We start from the raw sequence: 24,364 nt of genomic DNA, 5'->3' as shown, positions 1-24,364 counted from the left end.
GGAGAAGACGATGAAAATACTTGTTATTGGTAGTGGTGGCAGAGAACATGCCGTCGCAAAAAAGTTTCTGCAAGACCCTCAAGTTGAAACAGTCTTTTGTGCAATGGGCAATCCTGGAATGCGAAAAGACGGGATCGTGACAGTCGCAATTGAAGAGTCCGATCATGAAGGTTTGATTGCTTTTGCTCAAGAGCAGGAGGTTGATTGGACCTTCGTTGGTCCAGAAGTTCCATTACTAAATGGCATCGTAGATGATTTTCAGGCGGCGGGCTTGGAAATTTTTGGTCCCAATCGACAAGCAGCGATGATCGAAGGATCAAAAGAGTTTGCCAAAGAATTGATGCGTGCCAATCACATTCCAACAGCTGACTATCAAAGCTTTACAGATAGTGCGCAAGCAAAAGCATATATCCAACTTAAAGGTGCACCGATCGTTATCAAAGCGGATGGCTTAGCGGCAGGCAAAGGCGTAGTTGTTGCTGAAACCGTTGATGAGGCGAATGCAGCTGTCGAAGCGATGCTGGAGCAAAATGCTTTCGGTGAAAGTGGTGCAAAAGTGGTGATCGAAGAGTTTTTGGCTGGTGAAGAGTTTTCGCTCTTGGCGTTTGTTAAGGACGAAGCCGTCTATCCAATGGTCATTGCCCAAGACCATAAACGTGCGTTTGATGGCGATTTAGGGCCGAATACAGGAGGTATGGGGGCGTACACACCAGTACCGCAGATTCCGCAAGAAATGGTCGATCAAGCGGTCAAAGAAGTTTTACTTCCTGCAGCAAAAGGGATGATTCGTAATCAGACACCATTTACTGGTATTCTTTATGCAGGTCTGATTGCTACTAATGAAGGACCGAAAGTCATTGAATTTAATGCTCGTTTTGGTGATCCAGAAACGCAAGTCGTGTTAAGTCGTTTAGATAGTAGCCTGGCACAGATCATTGATGATCTCTTGCAGGATCGAGAGCCCGCGATTCGCTGGAATCAAGCAGCTTCGATCGGTGTCGTGATTGCATCGCAAGGATATCCTGGCAAGTATCAGCAAGGAATGCCTGTTCCATCTCCTCAAGGAGAAGGAACACAATTCTTTTATGCAGGAGTGGAGGAGACTGCTGATCAAGGCGATTTGACGGCAGCTGGTGGTCGTGTTTTTCTTGTGGAAGCTTCAGCTGAGGATTTAGCTACTGCACAAAAGAACGTCTATGAAGCAATCAATAAATTGCCTTTGTCGGGTTTGTTTTATCGAAATGACATTGGTGACAAAGCCTTACACTATAGCAACTCATCAAAGGCGATGAAGTAAAGAACGTTTCAATGCGTAATGCAAATTGAAAGTAAAGGATGACTGCCAGTAGAACCAATCGGTTGTGCTGGTGGTTTTCATTTTATAGGAGGTTTTTTTGACGTTGGTGTAGCGTTTTCATCTTGTTGTGCTAAAATAAGAATGTAGTTTAAATAAGGAGGAACTTTACGTGAAAAAAATTAAATTCGGTCCCACTGATTTAGAAGTATCTAGCGTGATTTTAGGTTTGATGCGAATCAACAATGCCAAAGACCCAGTGAAAGTATTGACGACAGCGATTGAAAATGACATTACCTTTTTTGACCATGCCGATATCTATGGGCGCGGAGAGTGTGAAACGATTTTTGCGGAAGCGTTAGCAAAAACGGATGCCAAAAGAGAAGAGTTGTTCATTCAATCAAAATGTGGCATCGTTCCAGGTGAAATGTTTGATTTTTCGAAAGAGCATATCATTTCTTCCGTGGAAGGTAGTTTACAGCGTTTGAAAACCGATCATTTGGATGCGCTACTATTGCATCGCCCTGACACTTTGTTTGAACCAGAAGAAGTGGCAGCTGCCTTTGATCAATTAGAAAAAGACGGCAAAGTGAAATACTTCGGTGTCAGCAATCAAAAACCTGGTCAAATCGAATTGTTGAAAAAATATGTTTCCCAACCTTTAGTAGCGAATCAGCTGCAATTCGGGATCATGCATACGGGAATGATCGATCAAGGAATTCATGTCAACATGACGGATGCTGGTAGTGTCGATCATGATGGAGAAATTCTTGAATATTCTCGCTTGCATGAGATGACGATCCAAGCTTGGTCTCCGTATCAGTATGGTTTCTTCGAAGGTGTCTTTATCGGTAACGAGAAATTCCCCGAGTTGAACGAAAAATTGACTGAACTAGCGGACAAGTATCAAACGACACCGACAGGTATTGCTTCTGCGTGGATCTTACGTCACCCTGCAAACATGCAAGTGATTGCTGGAACGATGACCCCACATCGGATCGAAGAAATCGCGCAAGCATCTTCGATCGTATTGACCCGCCATGAATGGTATGAGGTGTATAAAGCAGCAGGAAACATCTTGCCGTAATTTATTAGTAAATCCCGTTTTTTTCAGTACTTATAAGGGTGAATGTTCGCAAAAGACGAACATTCATCCTTTTTTTTCAAAAAGTATTTCTAAAAAGCTTGTATTTCACTTCTAGGTGGTTTAAATTGTTGTGGGCGTTAAAAATAGGCTGAGGCCATTTGATGCTTGCTTCACTCTTAGTAAGATTTGGAGGATATTTTTATGTTTGACATGAAAGTTTTTGATTACGAAGATATACAACTGATTCCTAACAAGTGTATCGTGAACAGCCGTTCAGAATGTGATACCACGGTGACATTAGGCGGACACTCTTTTAAGATGCCTGTCGTTCCTGCAAATATGCAAACGATTATTGATGATTCGATCGCAGAATTTTTAGCTGAAAATGGCTATTTTTATATTATGCACCGCTTTGATGAAGAAGCGCGGATTCCATTTATCAAAAAAATGAAAAGCCGTGGCTTGATTGCTTCTATCAGCGTAGGTGTCAAAGAAAATGAATATGCCTTTGTGGAAGAACTAGCTGACAAAGAGATTGTTCCTGATTTTATTACGATCGATATTGCTCATGGCCACTCAAACGCCGTGATCAATATGATCCAACACATCAAGAAGCATTTGCCAGCAACGTTTGTGATCGCTGGAAATGTTGGAACACCAGAAGCAGTTCGTGAATTGGAAAACGCTGGTGCAGATGCAACGAAAGTCGGCATTGGACCTGGGAAAGTGTGTATCACAAAAATCAAAACTGGTTTCGGAACTGGCGGCTGGCAGTTAGCAGCACTACGCTGGTGTGCCAAAGCTGCTCGCAAACCAATCATTGCAGATGGCGGCATTCGGACACACGGCGATATCGCTAAATCTGTCCGTTTCGGTGCAACAATGGTCATGATCGGTTCATTGTTTGCAGGTCATGAAGAATCACCTGGTGAAACGAAAGTAGAAAACGGCGTTGTGATGAAAGAATACTTTGGTTCTGCATCAGAATTTCAAAAAGGTGAAAAGAAAAACGTGGAAGGAAAGAAAATTTGGATTCAATACAAAGGTTCTTTGAAAGACACGTTAGTTGAAATGCAGCAAGACTTGCAGTCATCGATCTCTTATGCAGGTGGAAAAGATTTAGAATCGATTCGTAAAGTGGATTACGTAATCGTGAAAAATTCGATTTTTAATGGAGATACGATCTAAACAGGATACTAAAGAAGCGACCTTCTATTAGTCGTTTCTTTTTTTGTAAGAAGAACCATTTTGTTTTTCTGTTTTCTTCGTTATAATAGAAGCAACGAAGAGTAGAGGAGCGGGTGACCAAATGACAATCAAAGTGATGTCAGTGTTCGGTACCAGACCGGAAGCCATCAAAATGGCGCCACTAGTAAAGGAATTGGAAAACGACCCGCGTTTTGAATCGATCGTTGTGGTGACGGCGCAGCATCGAGAAATGTTGGATCAAGTATTAACGGTTTTTGAGATCACACCAGACTATGATCTGGATATTATGACTTTAGGGCAAACCTTGACAGGGATCACCACCAAAGTTTTACTGGATCTAGAACCGATCCTGCAAAAAGAAACTCCTGATATCGTGCTGGTTCATGGCGATACGACCACCGCTTATGCAGCCGCGACGGCCGCCTTTTATCAGCAAATTCCTGTGGGTCATGTGGAAGCCGGTTTGCGCACATGGAACAAAAAATCTCCTTATCCAGAGGAAGCCAATCGTCAGTTGATCGATGTCTTAGCTGATTTTTACTTTGCGCCAACTTCCCAAAGCAAAAAAAATCTGCTGGCTGAAAACCGCAATGAGGCTGCGATTTATGTAACAGGTAATACCGCCATTGATGCGATGCGTTATACGATCTCGGAGGAATACCAGCATCCAGAACTTTCCGCAGCAGATCAAACCATGATCCTACTAACAATGCATCGTCGAGAAAACTTAGGTGCTCCGATGCAGCAGGTCTTTCGTGCTTTAGCACAGATCGCAAAGGATAAGCCAACGATCAAAGTGGTTTTCCCTATGCACAAGAATCCCCAAGTCCGAGGGATTGCTCAGGAGATTCTTGGGGAACTAGCAAATGTTACGTTGATTGAGCCTTTAGATGTCATTGATTTTCATAACGTTGCGAATCAAAGTACCTTGATTTTGACGGATTCCGGTGGTGTCCAAGAAGAAGCGCCGTCATTAGGCGTTCCTGTTTTGGTCTTGCGAGATACAACAGAGCGTCCAGAAGGCATTGCTGCAGGTACGTTAAAACTGATCGGTACGTCTGAAGCTGCGGTTTATCAAGAAACAAAGCGACTGCTAGAAGATCCAGAAGCTTACAATGCCATGGCACATGCAGAAAATCCATACGGCGATGGGAAAGCAAGCCAGCGAATCCTGCAAATTTTAGCCGATCATTTTTCGTGAGAGCTAGAGTGAATAATAATTCTCCCAGTATAGGGGAACATAGAGAAAGAGGCAGCTGTTTGTTAAATGGCTGTCTTTTTATATACATGAAACCTGCGGGAACGCCGTTTCCATTTTTTCGTTGATTGTGACAAACGAAGAAGCTTGATTAAGTGTGAGTTTCGCTTTGAAAGGATTTCTGTTCATCTGCTCGTATATAAAGGTTTATCAAGTATAAAATCACATCAGTTCTTTAACGTTGTTATTTTATTGTAAGACCTTTCATTTGAAAACCTATGGAAAACTTTGAAAAAAGGGTACTTTTTTCCTTAGATGCTGTTGACATTGGTTAGGATAGCAGTTATTATGTGGGTAGTTGGAAGAAAGACTTCCGACGAACTGACATTTTATACAAATAATTGTTAGGTGAGGCTCCTATATGGACACAAGCTGCTGCTGCAAAAGCATCGAGAGATGCTTAGTTGGTAGGACAGGTCTAATCGTGAAGGTTAAACCCAAAGCAGCTGATAGCAAATTTGCTATCTACGCCCTATAGTGCTAAAGCTCTACAATGATCATGAGTTTTTTACGCATGCTTATTGGGAGCGTGCGTTTTTTTGTGTCTTTTGCGCGCGTTCCACAGTGACTTACCTAATAAAAAGAAAGGAAGATTCACATGGAATACCCCAGTCCCCAGATGAAACAGCGGAGTAGTTATCGAATCGCTAGGGGTGGCGTAAGCAACTCCTAAGTGCTAGGAGGAAAAAAAGATGTTAAAAAAACTATCGAAAGATCAAGAACTAAAATTACTTGCAAAATTGACCGAAAGAGAATTATTGATGGAGATGCGGACCTCCTTCCAAGGGTTATCGGAAGAAGATGCTGCAGAACGTTTAGCAGAGTATGGTCCAAACAAAGTCGACGCACAAAAACCAACACCCGCTTGGTTGATGATCTTAGGCGCTTTTAAAGATCCCTTTGTGTTAGTTTTAGCCCTATTAATGATTATTTCTTTTGTAACAGGCGATATTGAAGCTGTGATCGTGATGGGAATCATGATTTTAGCCAGTGTTATGATTACTTTCGTCCAAGAATACCGTTCCCAAAAAGCAAGCTTAGCGTTAAAAGAACTTATTGAAAATACTTGTTCCGTAACCAGAGATGGAATCACGAGAGAAATTCCAATGGATGAAGTCGTTCCTGGAGACATCGTCACCTTAGCAACTGGCGACATGATCCCTGCGGATGCGATCTTGATTTGGACCAAAGATTTATTTATCAATCAATCTTCATTAACAGGCGAATCAATGCCCGTTGAAAAATTTGTCGATGCTGGGATCAAAGAAAGCGATGAACAAATTTCTGCACTAGATATGCAAGATCTTGTTTTCATGGGTACCGATGTCTTAAGTGGTCAAGGAAAAGCCATTATTTTGAAAACCGGTCAAAGTACATTCTTTGGCGATATTGCTAAAAATGCGACCACGAAACGCGGCAAAACAACCTTTGAAGATGGCTTAACGAAAGTCAGCAAACTATTGTTGCGAATGGTCATGGTTCTTTTCCCAATCGTTTTACTGATCAATGGATTAACCAAGGGTGATTGGGGCGAAGCGTTGTTCTTCGCGATTGCAGTAGCAGTTGGTTTGACGCCAGAAATGCTACCAATGATCGTTACCAGTAACTTAGCCAAAGGGGCGATCTCTTTGTCAAAAGAAAAAGTGATCGTCAAAGAATTGCCTTCGATTCAAAACTTAGGTGCAATGGATGTCCTATGTACCGATAAAACGGGTACGATCACCGAAGATCGTGTCGTGCTGGTACAACATTTAAACCCGTTTGGCGTAGAAGATAAACAAGTTCTTGATATGACCTATTTAAATTCTTACTATCAAACAGGGTGGAAAAACCTGATGGATATCGCAGTGCTAAACTACTATGAAGAAGAAGGTTTGGCAGCGCCATTTAACGATGTGACAAAAATCGATGAGATTCCTTTTGACTTTTCACGTCGTCGCTTGACGGTTGTTGTCAATGCGGATGGTCATCAACTGATGGTCACAAAAGGTGCAGCTGAAGAAATGGAACAAGTCTGCAAATACGTAGAAGTTGATGGCAAAGTGATGGAATTGACTCCTCAATTGAGAGAGCAATTACGTCAAGTGAACCTGCGCTTGAATAAACAAGGAATGCGCGTGTTAACGGTTGCCGTAAAACGCGATGCTCACGCAGATGCCGTTTATTCTGTAGCAGACGAACAAGACATGATCATGATTGGCTTTATGGGCTTCTTAGATCCAGCAAAAGAAACAGCCAAAACAGCGATTGCTTCTTTACACGGTCATGGCATCAATGTCAAAGTGTTGACTGGAGATAATGCGATCGTTGCGCAAAAAGTTTGCCGAGATGTTGGTATCGATGCAGATGAATACTTATTGGGAACCGATATTGATCATCTATCAGATGAAGAGTTAGCAGCGAAAGCTGCAAAAACCAATCTGTTTGCAAAATTAAACCCAATGCAAAAATCACGAATCATTGAAACCATTCAAGCAGCAGGCCATACAGTCGGCTTTATGGGAGATGGCATCAACGATGCGCCTGCTTTACGCACGGCAGATGTTGGCATCTCGGTTGATACAGCAGCGGATATCACCAAAGATGCCAGCTCGATCATTTTATTAGAAAAAAGTTTGAATGTCCTTGATAAAGGGGTCATCGAAGGGCGCAAAGTATTTACCAATATGATGAAGTACATCAAAATGACGTTGAGTTCGAACTTCGGGAATGTCTTCTCGATCTTAGTTGCTAGTGCCTTTTTACCTTTCTTACCAATGTTGTCCATTCAATTGTTGGTTCAAAACTTGGTGTACGATATGGCACAATTGACGATTCCATGGGACAACGTAGACAAAGCAGAGTTAGAAAAACCAGTCAAATGGCAAGTAGGCGGACTATTGAAGTTTACCGTCGGCATTGGACCGGTCAGCAGCATCTTTGATATTTTGACCTTCTTTGTGATGTGGCATGTCTTTAGTGCAAATACGATCCAAGAGCAAGCCTTGTTCCAAGCAGCATGGTTTATGATCGGCTTAACGACACAAACCTTAGTCGTTCACATGATCCGAACAAGAAAATTACCATTTATCAATAGTATTGCTTCACCGGCAGTCCTGATCTCCAGCGTCCTAGCAATTGCAGTTGGCTTCTTAGTTATCTTGACGCCATTGCACACAGTCTTCGATTTTGCGGCGCTGCCATCAAGCTACTGGCCATGGTTTATTGGTATCAATTTCGCTTATTTAGTAACAGTTGAATTTGCCAAACGCATTTACATTCATGTAACGAAAGAATGGATTTAAAAAAACAGGTCGGCGTTCTTCCTATGGAGGGGAGAATTGCCGATCTGTTTCTTTTTATCCGATCTCTGTATTATTTTTTTCTCATCTTAAGAAAATTCTTTTTGATTCAAGTCGAATCCTTCACAAGTAATAAAAGGAGGTTAATGGTAAATCTGTTTAGTCAAATGATTATTGCTGTACTATTCTTAAATAAAAAAAAGAATCTGAAAAGAAAAAATTGAAGAAAGCGATTGCTTTAATGTGATTAATTTCACTAATGTTTTCTTAAGAGTTGCTACAGTGGGAATTGTTTTATTAAAAAAAATACCCTTTTCACTTGTCATTTTCGAAGTTAAATGATAATTTATAAGAGTAAATGAAATTTCGATAGTACAGATTTAAACCCTGTTACATACGAAAGTGAATTTTTATATCAGAGAGGAAAGTGTGTCAAGATGGCAAAAAAACAAAAAGCACTTGATTTCCAAGCGATTTTGGAGCAAGTCAATGCAGATTTTCCAACTTACCAAGCTTTGGACAAAGACGGGAAAATTGTAAATCAAGAGTTAGTACCAGATTTAAGTGACGACGAATTAGTTGAATTGATGACTCGTATGGTATGGTCTCGTGTATTAGACCAACGCTCAACTGCGTTAAACCGTCAAGGTCGTCTAGGTTTCTTCGCGCCAACTGCTGGACAAGAAGCAAGCCAATTAGCAAGTCAATTTGCTTTTGAAAAAGAAGACGTTCTATTACCAGGTTACCGTGATGTACCACAATTGATCCAACACGGTCTGCCATTGAAAGAAGCGTTCTTATGGTCACGTGGTCACGTTGCTGGGAACCTTTACCCAGAAGATTTAAAAGCATTGCCACCACAAATCATCATCGGTGCACAATACGTCCAAGCAGCCGGCGTTGCTTTAGGATTGAAAAAACGCAATAAGAAAAATGTTGTATTCACTTATACAGGTGATGGCGGTTCTTCACAAGGGGACTTCTATGAAGCAATCAACTTTGCAGGGGCATACCATGCAAACGCTGTATTCTACATCCAAAATAATGGTTTTGCGATCTCTACACCTCGTGAAGTACAAAGTGCGGCACCAACATTGGCACAAAAAGCAGCAGCAGCTGGGATCCCTGGTATCCAAGTTGACGGTATGGATCCATTGGCAGTGTACTATGTTTCTAAAGCAGCTCGTGAATGGGCAGCAAACGGCAACGGTCCTGTATTGATCGAAACCTTGACTTACCGTTACGGTCCACATACATTGTCTGGTGATGATCCAACCCGTTACCGTTCAAAAGACATGGACAGCGAATGGCAACAAAAAGATCCATTGGTACGTTTCCGTACTTACTTAACTGAAAAAGGACTTTGGTCTGAAGAAAAAGAAGAACAAGTCATTGAACAAACAAAAGAAGAAATCAAAGCAGCGATCGCTGAAGCTGACCGCGTGCCAAAACAAAAAGTTTCAGATTTCTTGAAAAACATGTTTGAAGTTCAACCACAAAACATTAAAGAACAAATTGCAACTTACGAAGCGAAGGAGTCGAAATAGTCATGGCACAAAAAACAATGATTCAAGCAATTACAGATGCCTTAGCTGTTGAAATGGAAAATGACAAAGAGATTTTAGTCTTTGGTGAAGATGTCGGTAAAAACGGCGGGGTTTTCCGTGCAACAGAAGGTTTACAAGAAAAATTCGGCGAAGATCGTGTCTTCGATACCCCTCTTGCTGAATCTGGTATCGGCGGCTTGGCTTTCGGTTTAGCATTAGAAGGTTTCCGTCCAGTTCCAGAAATCCAATTCTTTGGTTTCGTATTTGAAACCTTTGACGAAATCGTTGGTCAAATGGCGCGTACTCGTTACCGTATGGGTGGTACACGTAATTTACCAATCACTATTCGTTCACCATTTGGTGGCGGTGTGCACACACCAGAATTGCACTCAGATAACTTGGAAGGATTGATCGCTCAATCACCTGGTATCCGTGTCGTTATTCCATCAAACCCATATGATGCAAAAGGATTATTGATTGCTTCTATCCGCAGCAATGACCCAGTTGTTTTCTTAGAGCACATGAAACTTTACCGTTCATTCCGTGAAGAAGTGCCAGAAGAAGCATACGAAGTTCCTTTAGACAAAGCAGCAGTAACTCGTGAAGGTTCTGATGTTTCCATCATCACTTATGGTGCGATGGTTCGTGAAGCAATCAAAGCTGCTGACAACTTAGCGAAAGAAAACATCAACGCTGAAATCATCGACTTGCGTACAGTTGCTCCTCTTGATGTTGAAACGATCATCAAATCAGTTGAAAAAACTGGTCGTGTGGTTGTCGTTCAAGAAGCACAAAAACAAGCAGGTGTTGGCGCTCAAGTCGTTTCTGAAATTTCTGAACGTGCGGTTCTATCACTAGAAGCTCCAATCGGACGCGTGTCTGCACCAGATACGATCTTCCCATTCGGTCAAGCTGAAAACATTTGGTTGCCAAATGCAAAAGACATCGAAGACAAAGTGAAAGAAATCGTGAACTTTTAATAGTTGAAGAAGGGAAGAATAGAAAATGGCATTTCAATTTAAATTACCGGATATCGGTGAAGGAATTGCAGAAGGCGAAATCGTAAAATGGTTCGTCAAAGCAGGGGATACCATCAATGAAGATGATACCTTACTAGAAGTTCAAAATGATAAATCAGTGGAAGAAATTCCATCTCCAGTAACAGGAACAGTGAAAAACATCGTTGTCCCTGAAGGTACAGTCGCAAACGTTGGGGATGTCCTTGTTGAGATCGATGCACCAGGACATGAAGACAACGAAGGCGATGAAGGTGTAGCAGCAGAGTCTCAAACACCAGCAAAACCAGCGGCAGAACCTACAACGGAAACGGCTGAAGCATCAGCTGGTTCTTCTGAAGGTTCAGGCGTTTTCCAATTCAAATTGCCAGATATCGGTGAAGGAATTGCAGAAGGCGAAATCGTAAAATGGTTCGTTAAAGCAGGAGATACCATCAATGAAGATGATACGTTGCTTGAAGTTCAAAACGACAAATCAGTGGAAGAAATTCCATCTCCTGTAACAGGAACAGTGAAAAACATCGTTGTTGCTGAAGGAACAGTCGCAAATGTTGGGGATGTTTTAGTTGAAATCGACGCACCAGGTCACAACAGTGCGCCTACTTCATCAAGCACATCAGCAGAAGCACCAAAAGAAAAAGTGGAAACTTCTGGTTCAGCAAGTGTTGTTGAAGCAGCAGATCCTAACAAACGTGTCTTGGCTATGCCTTCTGTCCGTCAATTCGCTCGCGAAAAAGATGTTGATATTTCTCAAGTATCAGCAACAGGTAAAGGCGGCCGTGTAACAAAAGAAGACATCGAAAACTTCCTATCAGGTGGCGGACAAGCTGCAAAAGCTGAAACTCAAGCTCCTGCGAAAGAAGAAACAAAAGCTGCAGCAACTGAAAGCAAACCAGCAGCTCCAGCAAAAGCCTTCAAATCAAACTTAGGTGATTTAGAAGAACGTGTGGCCTTAACACCTACACGTAAAGCAATCGCTAAAGCGATGGTAAACAGCAAACAAACAGCACCTCATGTAACCTTGCATGATGAAGTTGAAGTAACAAACCTATGGGATAACCGTAAGAAATTCAAAGAAGTTGCTGCTGCAAACGGCACAAAACTTACTTTCTTACCATATGTTGTGAAAGCATTGACTGCAACAGTGAAAAAATTCCCTATCTTGAATGCGTCGATCGATGATGCAAAACAAGAGATCGTATACAAAAACTATTACAACATCGGTATCGCAACAGATACTGACCATGGTTTGTATGTACCAAACGTAAAAGATGCAGATCGTAAAGGCATGTTTGCTATCGCTGATGAAATCAACGAAAAAGCAAAACTTGCTCATGACGGCAAATTAGCTGCAGATGATATGCGTAACGGTACCATCACGATCAGTAACATCGGTTCAGTTGGTGGCGGCTGGTTCACACCAGTAATCAACTACCCTGAAGTAGCTATTTTGGGTGTAGGTACGATCGCCCAACAACCAATCGTAAACGCTGAAGGCGAAATCGTTGTCGGACGTGTGATGAAACTTTCATTAAGCTTCGACCACCGTATCGTTGATGGCGCAACAGCGCAACAAGCAATGAATAATATCAAACGTCTATTAGCTGATCCAGAGCTATTAATGATGGAAGGATGATTAACAAATGGTAGTTGGAGATTTTGCTGTTGAATTAGATACAGTTGTAATCGGTGCGGGACCTGGCGGCTATGTAGCTGCCATCCGCGCTGCTGAAATGGGACAAAAAGTAGCAATCATTGAAAGAGAATACATCGGCGGCGTTTGTTTAAACGTTGGTTGTATCCCTTCAAAAGCTTTGATCGCTGCAGGTCATCATTACCAAGAATCTTTGGATTCAACAATGTTTGGTGTAACAAGTGAAAATGTTTCCCTTGATTTTACCAAAACACAAGAATGGAAAGACAACAAAGTCGTTAAAACGTTAACTTCTGGTGTTGGTTTCCTATTGAAAAAACATAAAGTTGAAACAATTGAAGGAGAAGCTTTCTTCGTTGATGATCACACATTGCGTGTCATCCACCCAGATTCAGCACAAACTTACTCTTTCAACAATGCAATCATCGCAACAGGTTCTCGTCCAATTGAAATCCCTGGTTTCAAATTCGGCGGACGTGTCCTTGATTCAACTGGCGGATTGGCATTAAAAGAAGTTCCTAAAAAATTCGTTGTTATCGGTGGCGGTGTCATCGGTTCTGAACTAGGTGCAGCGTATGCAAACCTAGGTGCAGAAGTAACAATCCTTGAAGGTTCTCCTCAAATCTTGCCAACCTATGAAAAAGACATGGTCAAATTGGTTGAAGAAGACTTTGCGAAAAAAGGTGTAACAGTCGTTACCAACGCAATGGCGAAAGAAGCAATTGACAATGGCGATAGCGTAACTGTGAAATATGCCGTAGATGGTAAAGAAGAATCAGTTACTGCTGATTACGTGATGGTTACTGTTGGCCGTCGTCCAAATACTGATGACATGGGCTTGGAACAAGCAGGTGTTGAAGTAGGCGAACGCGGATTGATCACGGTTGACAAACAAGGCCGTACCAACGTATCAAACATCTACGCAATTGGTGATATCGTTCCTGGTGCTGCATTAGCACATAAAGCCAGCTACGAAGCAAAAATCGCTGCTGAAGCAATCTCTGGCAAAAAAGTTGCTGTTGATTACAAAGCGATGCCTGCAGTTGCCTTTACTGACCCAGAATTGGCTTCTGTCGGTATGACCATCAAAGATGCCAAGGATGCTGGAATTGAAGCAAAAGCATTCAAATTCCCATTCTCAGGTAACGGTCGTGCGTTATCTCTAGGAAAAACCGAAGGATTCATTCGCTTAGTAACAACGGTTGAAGACAATGTGATCATCGGTGCGCAAATTGCTGGTTTAGGAGCAAGCGATATGGTTTCAGAACTTGCTCTTGCTATTGAATCTGGCATGAACGCAGAAGATATCGCGTTAACCATCCATCCACATCCATCTCTAGGTGAGATCACAATGGATGCTGCTGAGTTAGCTCTAGGTTTACCAATCCACATTTAAGCTTTTTGAAACTCGTTCATCATTTGGTGAACGAGTTTTTTTATCACCAAAAATAAAGCGATCCTAAGCTATTGACAGAATCTTCTGTAAATGATACGATGCTCTTAATATTTCAACCGTTGATGAGGAAAGTACATTGATTTGGCAAGCCTAGAGAGTCTTCGTAGGGTGCAAGAAGAACTTGTAGAATCAATCGAAAATGGCCTCAGAGGTGATCTTCTGAACTTGTACGAAAGATAAGAAGATCCGGGTGCGCCCGCTATCGCGTCAGAGTATAACGACGTTAATTTGTCGCGTACTTGCTGAGAAGCATGCTGGAAAGTCTGCTTGAATAAAGGTGGTAACACGTAAACACGTCCTTTGATATCTCGATATCAGAGGGCTTTTTTATTTGTATTATTAAGGAGGAATAGTATGACAGAAAGATTTGAGACGATTCAATTACACGGAGGACAAACACCAGATCCTACTACAGGGAGTCGCGCCGTACCCATTTATCAAACCACATCGTATGTGTTTGAGGACGCAGATCAAGCGGCGGCGAGATTTAGTCTTAGTGAGAATGGCAACATCTATACCCGTATTACCAATCCGACAACGGCTGTTCTAGAAGAACGACTAGCCCTCTTAGAAGGCGGTGTCGGTGCGTTAGCAACGGCTTCTGGCTCAGCAGCGATCACCTATGCGATTTTAAATCTTGCACAAGCAGGAGATCATATCGTTTCTGCTGCTTCAATTTATGGGGGTACCTATAATTTATTCGCTCATACGTTGCCAGATTTTGGCATCACTACAAGCTTTGTTGATAGTGAAGATCTGGCAGCACTAAAAGCAGCCATCCAAGAAAATACTAAAGCAGTTTTTCTAGAGTCTTTAGGCAATCCAGATATTGATATTGCCGACTTTAAAAAAATTGCAGCGATCGCTCATGAAGCAGGGATTCCCCTCATCATTGACAATACCTTTGCGACTCCCTATCTGTTTCGAGGATTTGAGCATGGGGCGGACATCGTCGTTTATTCCACGACAAAATACCTCGGTGGTCACGGCGCTGCTTTGGGAGGGGCCATTATCGACAGCGGCAACTTTGATTGGACAAATGGCAAATTTCCCAAGCTGGTCGATCCCGATCATAGCTACCATGGAATCTCATGGGTAGAAGCCGCTGGTAACGCTGCCTATATCACTCGGGCACGAACGATTCTTTTACGGGATACAGGCGCTGCGATTTCTCCCTTCAATTCATGGGTGTTGCTGTTAGGCATCGAGACGCTTTCGTTGCGGATGGAACGTCATGTAGAAAATGCGCAACAAGTTGCTGAATTTTTAGCCAAGCACTCGGAAGTCTCTTGGGTTCATTTCCCAACACTGCCGGACAGCCCCTATTTTGAACGGGCGCAGGAGTATTTCCCCAAAGGGACCAGTTCCGTCTTTTCCTTTGGATTAAAGGGTGGAGCAGAAGCAAGCAAAACCTTTTGTGGCGCAACCAAGCTCTTCTCTTTGCTGGCAAATGTCGGGGATGCAAAGTCCTTGATCATCCATCCAGCTTCGACGACCCATTCCCAGCTTAGCGTAGAAGAACTTGCAGCAGCCAAAATTCGTCCAGAGACGATTCGCCTATCCATTGGATTGGAAAACATCAACGATCTATTGGAAGATCTCACGCAAGCCTTCCAACAGCTCTAAATAGTTGAAGCAGTAGGAAAAGCGCAGGATACTATGCTGCGCTTTTTTGTTGTCGGTTAGTGTTTCAAATTAAACTGCGGTTTCTGTTGTTAGAAGGATAGTAAATCCATCGGTTCTATGCTATATTTAGTTGCTAAGGAATATGGATAAGGTGGGGGATGTATGCGTAATCATGCAAGTGACAAGAGGATTCGGTTTTACTACACAAGTTTGCAATTTCTTTATTGGATGATGTTTTGCTCAATCTATGGCTTTGCGACCCTTTTTTTGATTTATTTCAAGGTCGATCCAGCAAAAATTGGCGGTATTTTAGCCTTAGTCAATATTGCGTCTACGATTTTGCAGCCCTTCATCAGTCAAGTCATTATCAAAAAAAGTAAAGTACCGCTGATCGTTGTCTTGAAAACGATGACAATCGGCGTGGTCGCGGTGCTCTTAGCAGGTGTGATTTTCCCTGCATTATCAATACTGACCTATGTCTTAGGAGGGATTTTGCTCGTTTCCATGCAGTCCTTTCTCAACGCCTTGGCGTTTGAATACACGAATAGCGGCAACAAAATCAATTTTGGCTTTTCGCGTGCGGGTGGGTCACTAGGATTTGCGGGGACCTCCTTTTTACTGGGGCAGCTCTTGGAGGAGTTTTCGGCAGCCCTTTTGCCAATGATCGCTATCGGGCAGGCCGTTTTGTTTCTCATTATTTTGCTTTTGCTGCCAGCGATCAAGAAGCCAGAAATGCCCGTGATGCATACAGAACAAAGTCATTCAGGTGCCTTTTTGAAAAAATATCCTTTTTTACTCTTTCTCTTTGTCGGGTTTAGCTTTCTTTTCAGCTTCCACACGATGATCAACAGCTTTTTGGCACAAATTTTTGCCGATATTGGCGGTGGCAGTAAGGAAGTTGGCATCGCCCTGATGGTTGCGGCGTTATGCGAATTGCCAGGCATGATTTTCTTTGAACAGTTAGTGAGGATACGGTCTAGCCGTTTTTGGCTGTTGTTTTCCAGTGTTGCCTTTGCCATTCGTGGGGTGCTGATGCTGTTGATCAGCTCCATCATCTTGATGGAATTGAGCCATTTGATGCAAGGGGTTAGTTTTGCTTTGTTTATTCCAGCTTCGGCTTATTTGTTCAACCATAGTTTGGCAGATGAAGATCGGGTTTTTGGACAAACGATTATTATCATTGCTACCACGATCGGTGGCGTGATTGGCAATCTTTTGGGCGGGATGCTGATCCAAAACTTCGGTGTTTGGGAAATGCTTTTGGTTGGGACTGGGTTTGCCGTTCTAGGTGCTGCATTGACCTTTATCGGTGTGAAAAAAATCCCTAAAAGTAACAAGAAACTAGCGATCCTAAGCGAATGATCGATAGGTAGAAAAAAGAGTTGCGGCCGTATTTGCTTCGGTCGCAACTCTTTTGAATCTGATCAACGGGTACTATTTCTTTTCTAATACAGCGATAAATTCCCGCATATAGTCTGGTAGATCTGGGGGACGGCGGCTGGAAACGATATGTCCATCCGTAACCACAGGTGTATCCACCCATGTGGCTCCAGCATTTGTCATATCATCTTTGATGCCTGGTGTACTGGTGACCGTCTTGCCTTGCAGGATATTCGCAGAAATCAAGACCCAGCCTGCATGACAGATTTGACCAATGACTTTTTCGTCTTTGTCCATCGTTTGCACGAAAGAGATGACCTCTGGGAAACGTCGTAATTTATCAGGCGCCCAACCACCTGGAACTAAGATGGCATCGTAGTCATCGGCATGAATATCAGAAAAAGCATAGGCTGATTCTGCGGGTACACCGTATTTGCCAATATACGTTTTATGCGCTTCTTCACCGACTAAATCGACTTGCGCGCCTTCTTCCCGTAACCGATGGACCGGGTACCACAGTTCTAAATCTTCGAAATCATTGTCGACTAAGGCAATGATTTTTTTGTTTTCTAAACGCAAGAGAATTCCTCCTTTAGGTTGCTAACACAAGTGTAACAAATGCCTAGAAAAACAACAAAATATCCGCTTTGCTGTCGGTGACTAAACGAGCAGAGTGATTCTTTGTTAGTTTTTTTAAGAGAATTACCTATAAAAAAATGCTTGTACCAAAGAACCTCTTTTCGCCTATAAGAGGTTTTATGGTACACTGGAAGAGAAAGAAACTAGAGGTGAAAACTATGCGGGATTATCAATATCCTCTTGACTTAGATTGGTCGACAGATGAAATGGTCGTCGTCATGAAGATGTGGGAACGATTAGAACAAGCCTATGAAAAAGGCCTTCCTAGTAGTACGTTTCTTGAGGCGTATCAAGCCTTTAAGAAAGTCGTTCCTAGCATTGGCGAGGAACGCCGTTTAGGCAGAGAATTTGAAGAACTATCAGGCTATTCGCTGTACCATGCTGTGCAGGCAGCGAAAAAGACTGAGGGAAAACTAAAAATGAAAGGGTAGATCAACGAATGCATGAAATCGTTAATGAAGTTCGCCAGTGGATGATCGCTGCAGGTGAAACGATCAAAGACAATTTAAATAAAGAAGACTTAGTGGTCGAGACAAAATCAGGACGGAAAGACTTAGTGACAGAATTGGATAAAGCCACGCAAGATTTTCTGATTGGTAAGATCCAATCCTATGATCCGGATGCCAAAATTTTAGGTGAAGAAAACGGACTGGACACACTTGCCGACATGAGTGGGCGGGTCTTCATCATTGATCCGATCGATGGAACGATGAATTTCGTGTTAGAAAAAGAAAACTTTTGTATCATGATCGCGATTTACGAAGAGGGCAAAGGGCGCTTTGGCTTTGTCTATAATGTTATGAAAGATGAATTCTTATGGGGTGGTCCAGAGATTGGTGTCTATAACAATGGCGAGAAGATCGAACCGCCGAAAGATATTGCCTTATCCGAAGGTCTCGTTGGCTTGAATTCGCCCATGTTGATCCATAACCGCCACCACGAAACCGAGGTCAGTGACAAAGCATTAGGCATTCGTATGACTGGCTGTGCTGGGGTAGAGCTGATTGCCCTCGCTAAAGGACAAAGAGCAGGCTATCTTTCTCATCTTGCGCCATGGGATTATGCGCCAGGGGGTGTTTTGTTAGAAACCCTTGGATTAAAGATGGCAAACATCAAAGGAGAGCCGCTATCCTTGAATGGACGGGAATTGTTCGTAGGCGGTACACCGAAAGCTTTTGAAGAATTATTGGCGATCGTCAATCAATAAGAAAAAGCCAGATATTTAATAAATATCTGGCTTTTTCTGTAAAAATGAAAACTTTGCACTATATTTCAGAAAGAAATTCTGGTATAATGGCTTGTCGAGTGCAATGTCACCAAAAAAGGAGTTTATAAATTGAATATTAGAAATGATATCCGCAACGTCGCTATTATTGCCCACGTTGACCACGGAAAAACTACATTAGTTGATGAATTATTGAAACAATCCCAAACGTTAGATAGCCATACCCAATTACAAGAACGGGCGATGGATTCAAATGCGATCGAAAAAGAACGTGGTATCACGATCTTAGCGAAAAATACAGCGGTTGAATACAACGGAACCAAAATCAATATCATGGATACCCCAGGACACGCGGACTTCGGTGGTGAAGTAGAGCGGATCATGAAAATGGTCGATGGTGTTGTTTTAGTTGTTGATGCTTATGAAGGAACGATGCCTCAAACACGTTTCGTATTGAAAAAAGCGTTGGAACAACATTTAGTCCCAATCGTTGTTGTTAACAAAATCGACAAACCATCTGCTCGTCCTGAGCACGTGGTAGATGAAGTATTAGAACTATTTATCGAATTAGGTGCAGACGATGACCAATTGGACTTCCCAGTGATCTACGCTTCAGCGATCAACGGAACCTCAAGTGAATCAGATGATCCTGCCGATCAACAAAAAACGATGGCACCATTGTTTGATACGATCGTAAAACATATTCCAGCGCCAATCGACAACAGCGATGAGCCATTGCAATTCCAAGTATCGTTGCTTGATTATAATGACTACGTTGGACGTATCGGAATCGGACGTGTCTTTCGTGGAACGATCAAAGTTGGTGACCAAGTTGCTTTGATGAAACTTGATGGCCAAGTGAAGAAATTCCGTGTCACAAAATTATTCGGTTTCTTCGGTTTGAAACGTTTAGAGATCCAAGAAGCGAAAGCTGGCGATTTGATCGCTGTTTCTGGGATGGAAGACATCTTCGTTGGTGAAACAGTCACACCGATCGATCACCAAGACTCGTTACCTGTTTTACACATTGATGAGCCAACGTTACAAATGACCTTTGTCGTGAACAATTCACCATTTGCAGGTCGTGAAGGGAAATTCGTAACCGCTCGTAAAATTGAAGAACGCTTGATGGCGCAACTACAAACAGACGTGTCTCTACGTGTTGAACCAATCGGACCAGATTCTTGGACTGTTTCAGGACGTGGCGAACTTCATTTGTCGATCTTGATCGAAAACATGCGTCGTGAAGGTTTTGAATTGCAAGTTTCTCGTCCAGAAGTTATCGAACGCGAAATTGATGGCGTGAAATGCGAACCATTTGAACGAGTGCAAATCGACACACCAGAAGAATACATGGGTTCAGTGATTGAATCACTAGGGATTCGTAAAGCAGAAATGCAAGATATGATCAATACAGGAAATGGACAAGTACGGATCATTTTCTTAGCACCAGCTCGTGGCTTGATCGGCTATACGACAGAATTCTTATCAATGACTCGCGGCTACGGTATCATGCACCACACCTTCGACCAATACTTGCCAATGATCCAAGGGCAAATCGGCGGACGCCACCACGGCGCACTAGTATCGATCGATACAGGAAAAGCAACGACTTACTCAATCATGAGTATTGAAGAACGTGGAACGGTCTTCGTTGAACCAGGTACTGAAGTATATGAAGGAATGATCGTCGGCGAAAACTCTCGTGACAATGACTTAACGGTCAATATCACGAAAGCAAAACAAATGACCAACGTTCGTTCAGCGACGAAAGACCAAACATCTGTCATCAAGAAACCAAGAATCCTTTCACTAGAAGAATCATTGGAGTTCTTGAACGATGACGAATACTGTGAAGTAACACCAGAAAGCATTCGTTTGAGAAAACAAATCTTGAACAAGAGCGAACGGGAAAAATCACAGAAAAAGAAAAAAACAGCTGACAAATAAACAATGATCAAGGTTTTTACCAACTTCTGATCTGTTCGATTTTCCGAAGGATGGAAAAGGGATTGCTCCTGTGGTGCAGCGGCTCTTCGCCGCAACCCCTAGAAAAGCAATCAGCCGATTTCCCTCCTTCGGTTCTTTTTTGCACGTCTACCCGATCTGTTGAACCGTTAAAATAAGCAGCGCTTGCAATTTCGACCATTCCTTTTTAAAATGGAGAAAGTAAGCACAAAGGAGAAATCTATGAAAAATTATCCTGTTAAAAAGAATCAGGAACTTGAAGTCGATATTTTGGACCTTTCCCATGAAGGAAATGGGATCGCCAAAGTCGATGGCTACTTATTATTTATTGAAAACACCCTGCCAAATGAACGTGCCTTAGTCAAAGTATTGAAAGTCGGCAACAAATTTGGTTTTGCCAAAGTGATGAAACTGTTGCAAGCAAGTCCTGATCGGCAAGAATTACCGAATGAAGCATTGTTGCGCACCGGGATCGCCCCATTGAGTCATTTGAGCTATGACAAACAATTAGCCTTCAAACAGCAGCAAGTAGAGAATGTTTTGGCTAAAATCGCCAAACTGCCTGAAATCAAGGTCAAGGCACCAATCGGAATGGAAAAACCATTTGGTTACCGCAACAAAGCGCAAATCCCTGTGCAAAAGATTCATGGAAAATTAACGACTGGATTTTACCGCAAAAACAGCCATACTCTGGTACCGATCGAAGACTTTTATATTCAAGATCCAAACATCGATCAAGCAATCATCAAAGTCAGAGATATTTTGCAGCGCTTCAATGTCAAAGCCTACAATGAAGAAGCCCATGAAGGGTTCTTACGCCACATTGTCGTTCGTCGTGGGCATCACTCAGGTGAAATGATGGTCGTATTAGTGACACGTAAACCGAAATTCTTCAAGGGAGAAGAGATCGCGGAAGTGATCCACGAAGAGATTCCAGAAGTTGTTTCTGTCATTCAAAACATCAATGAAGAAAAAACCAATGTGATCATGGGCGAGTTCGAGCGTGTCTTGTATGGCAAGTCATCGATCGATGATCAATTATTAGGCAAAACCTTCCAAATCTCAGCGAAATCTTTCTATCAAGTCAACACAGCGCAAACAGAAGTCTTGTACCAAACCGCCTTCGAGATGGCACAACTGTCTGAAAATGATATCGTTGTGGATGCCTATGCAGGAATCGGAACGATCGGGATCAGTTTGGCTGATCGCGTGAAAGAAGTGTTAGGGATGGAAGTCATTCCTGAAGCAGTGAACGATGCCAAAGCCAATGCCAAAAGAAATGGTGTCGAAAACGTGCATTACTTTATCGGTAAAGCCGAAAAAATCATGCCGCAATGGCTACGTGAAGGCATTCAACCGACAGTCGTCTTCGTTGATCCACCTCGCAAAGGTTTAGATGCCAGCTTTATTGAAACGACCGCTGCAGTTAAACCAGAGCGCATCGTCTACATTTCCTGCAATCCAGCAACCTTGGCTCGTGATCTCGCGTTGTTTGAAGAAGAAGGGTATGTGACAAAAGAAGTCCAACCTGTTGATTTGTTCCCACAAACGACCCATGTGGAGTGTGTCGTGTTGTTAGAACGTCGTTAAGAAAAACGAGTTCTTTTCAGTGATTTTGACCGTGAGTTCTTTTTATGGTAATTGTCATAAAGTCTTACGATAACAAAGTTACTAGAGAAGGCGAGTCAATTGAGAAATAAGCAACTATAACCCATCTGTCTATCTAATTACGTCGATTGTAACGTTTGGAATGGATGAAATATAAAACCAGAAACTGGAACAGAAAGACACTCTTTTTTGTTCCAGTTTTTTTGTTCTTTCTCACTAATGATGAGCGGGGAGAAAATCAATGCAAAAAGCAGGGAAGCTACAAATATGCAGACAGCCAAATCCTTTAACAAAATGGTTTGTCAGCAATTTATAGTTAATGTGTATAAAAATATGGCGTGGCGTGATTAGAAAGTATTATAATAAACGTAGTGAATAGAAAATTTTTGTTAGGAGGGATTGCACATGGCAACGATTCGTGCATTTTCACACAAAGAGATTACACCGCAAAATACACATTTATCGAGTTTTAAAGTGTTGATAGAGTCAGCTTTTTATGGGAACAATGTCACTTGGATTGATGATCTAGCCACTGCCTATCACTTAGCAAAAGAATCTTCTGGCGCTATTCTTACGGATATGCCGGTAATACACACCAAGGAGTTAGGACTACCAGAGGATGCTAAAGTCATCGTGTTTAATGACGGAAAAGTTGTTGGACGGACAGCGGCAGCTCGACGCATTATCGGACATCCTGGAATCCAGCGAGAATTATATGAAGACATTTTGCGAGATGCCTTATACCAAGGTACCCGCAAGCAATTTTATGGTGGTGAAGTTGTTGTTGGATTAGATGAAGCGTTTATGGTCAAAGCTCATCTGTTGATACCAGAGCACTATGAAACCAATTTTTACTCTTATTTGTTGAATTTTCAATTGATGACGAAATCATGGGAGGAAAGGTACCAACGTTCCAAAGAATATCCAGAGACGGACATTTTTTTGTACGCTGATCCAGACTGGTCTCATCCTGATTTTCCTTATGGGCTGTCTCTTTTTGATCCTGAACACAATGTTGCGGCAGTCTTAGGTTTAAACTATTTTGGTGAATTGAAAAAAGCGACATTAACTTTGGCTTGGGCTACCGCGCATCGCCATGGCTTTGTGGCGTGTCATGGGGGAATGAAGCAGTATCAGTTACCGAATCGAACATTTACGATGGCTGCTTTTGGTCTTTCAGGATCAGGAAAATCGACTATCACATTGGCAGAACATGGTGGCAAATATGAGATCAAGGTTCTGCATGACGATGCATTTGTGATTAATCAAACAAATGGTGCCTCCACTGCACTGGAGCCTTCTTATTTTGATAAAACGCAAGACTATCCACTAACCAACCCAAATGTCCGCTACTTTATCACCTGTCAAAATGTTGGGGTTACTTTAGACGAGAAAGGAAAAAAGGTCCTCGTGACCCAAGATATTCGTAATGGGAATGGTCGAACCGTCAAATCACGGTATGTCACACCTAATCGGGTGGACCATTTAGATTCGCCGATCGATGCCGTATGTTGGATCATGAAAGATGACACGCTGCCTCCTGTAGTAAAAATTGACGATCCGATATTAGCCGCTGTTTTTGGTTTGACCTTAGCTACGAAGCGCACGACAGCTGAACATATTGTCGAGACCACGGACATAGATAAACTGGTCATCGAACCTTATGCCAATCCATTTAGAGTCTATCCTTTGGGGGAAGATTTTGCCCATTTCATGCATTTGTTTAAAGAAAACCAAACGGCTTGTTACATTCTAAATACAGGCTTTTACAAAGGCAAGAAAGTCACGCCTGAAGTCACACTAACATCGATTGAAAAAATTGTGGAAGGCGAGGCTGAATTTAAAAATTTCGGTGGGATCACCGAAATGAGTTTCCTGCCAGTAACAGGCTTTAAAGTCGATTTTCAAGATGCCTCCTATGTGGCTCATTTAAGAGAGCGGATGCAAGGTCGGCTGGACTTTATTTTGGCTCAAGAGACAGAAAATGATGGCTATAATAAGTTGCCTAAAGAAGTAGCAACGGCAATGGAAAAGGTGATTTCTACATTAAGTGAGCTTCCTAGCTAATTTAGTTGAATCAAACTTCCGCAAGCGGCTTTTTTCCTGAAACACTTAA

Annotated in this window: 17 protein-coding genes, 1 riboswitch and 1 other annotated feature; of the genes, 16 read left to right on the top strand and 1 reads right to left on the bottom strand. The window is 42.3% G+C overall.

Translation table 11 applies throughout. The features are described 5' to 3' along the window. The first annotated feature begins 10 nt into the window (after window positions 1-10). The 11 genes from purD to IGI72_RS10155 all read left to right on the top strand — a co-directional run bounded on the left by purD (window position 11) and on the right by IGI72_RS10155 (window position 16,790). On the top strand, window positions 11-1,297 hold the full coding sequence (gene purD, locus IGI72_RS10205) for a phosphoribosylamine--glycine ligase (protein ID WP_438754053.1): 1,287 nt from the start codon (window positions 11-13) through the stop codon (window positions 1,295-1,297). Window positions 1,298-1,466: 169 nt separating this feature from the next. Next, entirely contained in the window at window positions 1,467-2,381 is a 915-nt protein-coding gene (locus IGI72_RS10200) for an aldo/keto reductase (RefSeq protein ID WP_016611032.1), read from the top strand. 210 nt (window positions 2,382-2,591) lie between these two features. Then, window positions 2,592-3,569: a GMP reductase gene (guaC, locus tag IGI72_RS10195; protein ID WP_438755088.1), complete on the top strand. Its 978-nt coding sequence runs from the start codon at window positions 2,592-2,594 to the stop codon at window positions 3,567-3,569. 121 nt (window positions 3,570-3,690) lie between these two features. After that, the gene (gene wecB / locus IGI72_RS10190) at window positions 3,691-4,791 is read left to right on the top strand and encodes a non-hydrolyzing UDP-N-acetylglucosamine 2-epimerase (protein ID WP_438754051.1); all 1,101 of its coding nucleotides are present in this window, start codon (window positions 3,691-3,693) and stop codon (window positions 4,789-4,791) included. Window positions 4,792-5,181: 390 nt separating this feature from the next. Beyond that, window positions 5,182-5,353, top strand: a riboswitch (M-box (ykoK) riboswitch). 187 nt (window positions 5,354-5,540) lie between these two features. After that, window positions 5,541-8,132 carry a magnesium-translocating P-type ATPase gene (mgtA, locus tag IGI72_RS10185; RefSeq protein ID WP_438754049.1) on the top strand — a complete coding sequence of 864 codons (2,592 nt, stop codon included), beginning with the start codon at window positions 5,541-5,543 and terminating at the stop codon, window positions 8,130-8,132. A gap of 434 nt (window positions 8,133-8,566) precedes the next feature. Continuing rightward, window positions 8,567-9,676, top strand: coding sequence for a pyruvate dehydrogenase (acetyl-transferring) E1 component subunit alpha (gene pdhA / locus IGI72_RS10180; protein ID WP_005231936.1), 1,110 nt, complete (start codon window positions 8,567-8,569; stop codon window positions 9,674-9,676). Window positions 9,677-9,678: 2 nt separating this feature from the next. Then, window positions 9,679-10,656, top strand: a complete 978-nt coding sequence (locus tag IGI72_RS10175) for an alpha-ketoacid dehydrogenase subunit beta (protein WP_005230047.1) — start codon at window positions 9,679-9,681, stop codon at window positions 10,654-10,656. A 25-nt stretch (window positions 10,657-10,681) separates the two neighbouring features. Beyond that, a complete protein-coding gene (locus IGI72_RS10170) occupies window positions 10,682-12,328 on the top strand; it encodes a dihydrolipoyllysine-residue acetyltransferase (protein ID WP_438754047.1) in 1,647 nt (548 codons plus the stop codon). 7 nt (window positions 12,329-12,335) lie between these two features. After that, window positions 12,336-13,742, top strand: coding sequence for a dihydrolipoyl dehydrogenase (lpdA, locus tag IGI72_RS10165; RefSeq protein ID WP_005230052.1), 1,407 nt, complete (start codon window positions 12,336-12,338; stop codon window positions 13,740-13,742). Window positions 13,743-13,852: 110 nt separating this feature from the next. Beyond that, window positions 13,853-14,106 (top strand) — a binding site (T-box leader). A gap of 50 nt (window positions 14,107-14,156) precedes the next feature. Beyond that, the gene (locus IGI72_RS10160; protein WP_016613342.1) at window positions 14,157-15,428 is read left to right on the top strand and encodes an O-acetylhomoserine aminocarboxypropyltransferase/cysteine synthase family protein; all 1,272 of its coding nucleotides are present in this window, start codon (window positions 14,157-14,159) and stop codon (window positions 15,426-15,428) included. A 162-nt stretch (window positions 15,429-15,590) separates the two neighbouring features. Continuing rightward, window positions 15,591-16,790, top strand: a complete 1,200-nt coding sequence (locus tag IGI72_RS10155; protein WP_438754045.1) for an MFS transporter — start codon at window positions 15,591-15,593, stop codon at window positions 16,788-16,790. Between the two features lie 72 nt (window positions 16,791-16,862). On the opposite strand, the gene IGI72_RS10150 is transcribed toward IGI72_RS10155, so the two are convergent. Further along, window positions 16,863-17,387, bottom strand: a complete 525-nt coding sequence (locus tag IGI72_RS10150) for a type 1 glutamine amidotransferase domain-containing protein (protein WP_005230058.1) — start codon at window positions 17,385-17,387, stop codon at window positions 16,863-16,865. A gap of 218 nt (window positions 17,388-17,605) precedes the next feature. Here IGI72_RS10150 and IGI72_RS10145 point away from each other — a divergent pair, with 218 nt between their 5' ends. From IGI72_RS10145 to IGI72_RS10125, 5 genes are all read left to right on the top strand, one after another. After that, window positions 17,606-17,878 (top strand): UPF0223 family protein, encoded by a 273-nt coding sequence (locus IGI72_RS10145; RefSeq protein WP_008381425.1) that lies wholly within the window; start codon window positions 17,606-17,608, stop codon window positions 17,876-17,878. Window positions 17,879-17,886: 8 nt separating this feature from the next. Beyond that, the gene (locus IGI72_RS10140; protein ID WP_016611043.1) at window positions 17,887-18,654 is read left to right on the top strand and encodes an inositol monophosphatase family protein; all 768 of its coding nucleotides are present in this window, start codon (window positions 17,887-17,889) and stop codon (window positions 18,652-18,654) included. 129 nt (window positions 18,655-18,783) lie between these two features. Then, entirely contained in the window at window positions 18,784-20,622 is a 1,839-nt protein-coding gene (gene typA, locus IGI72_RS10135; RefSeq protein ID WP_005230064.1) for a translational GTPase TypA, read from the top strand. 240 nt (window positions 20,623-20,862) lie between these two features. Beyond that, window positions 20,863-22,230: a 23S rRNA (uracil(1939)-C(5))-methyltransferase RlmD gene (gene rlmD / locus IGI72_RS10130; protein WP_074932642.1), complete on the top strand. Its 1,368-nt coding sequence runs from the start codon at window positions 20,863-20,865 to the stop codon at window positions 22,228-22,230. Between the two features lie 423 nt (window positions 22,231-22,653). Beyond that, on the top strand, window positions 22,654-24,315 hold the full coding sequence (locus IGI72_RS10125; protein WP_438754042.1) for a phosphoenolpyruvate carboxykinase (ATP): 1,662 nt from the start codon (window positions 22,654-22,656) through the stop codon (window positions 24,313-24,315). Window positions 24,316-24,364 lie beyond the last annotated feature (49 nt).

It is taken from the genome of Enterococcus sp. DIV1059_2 (genome assembly GCF_051713685.1).
Taxonomy (GTDB): Bacteria; Bacillota; Bacilli; order Lactobacillales; family Enterococcaceae; genus Enterococcus_D; species Enterococcus_D casseliflavus.
This window is presented reverse-complemented; position numbering and strand designations above follow the sequence as displayed.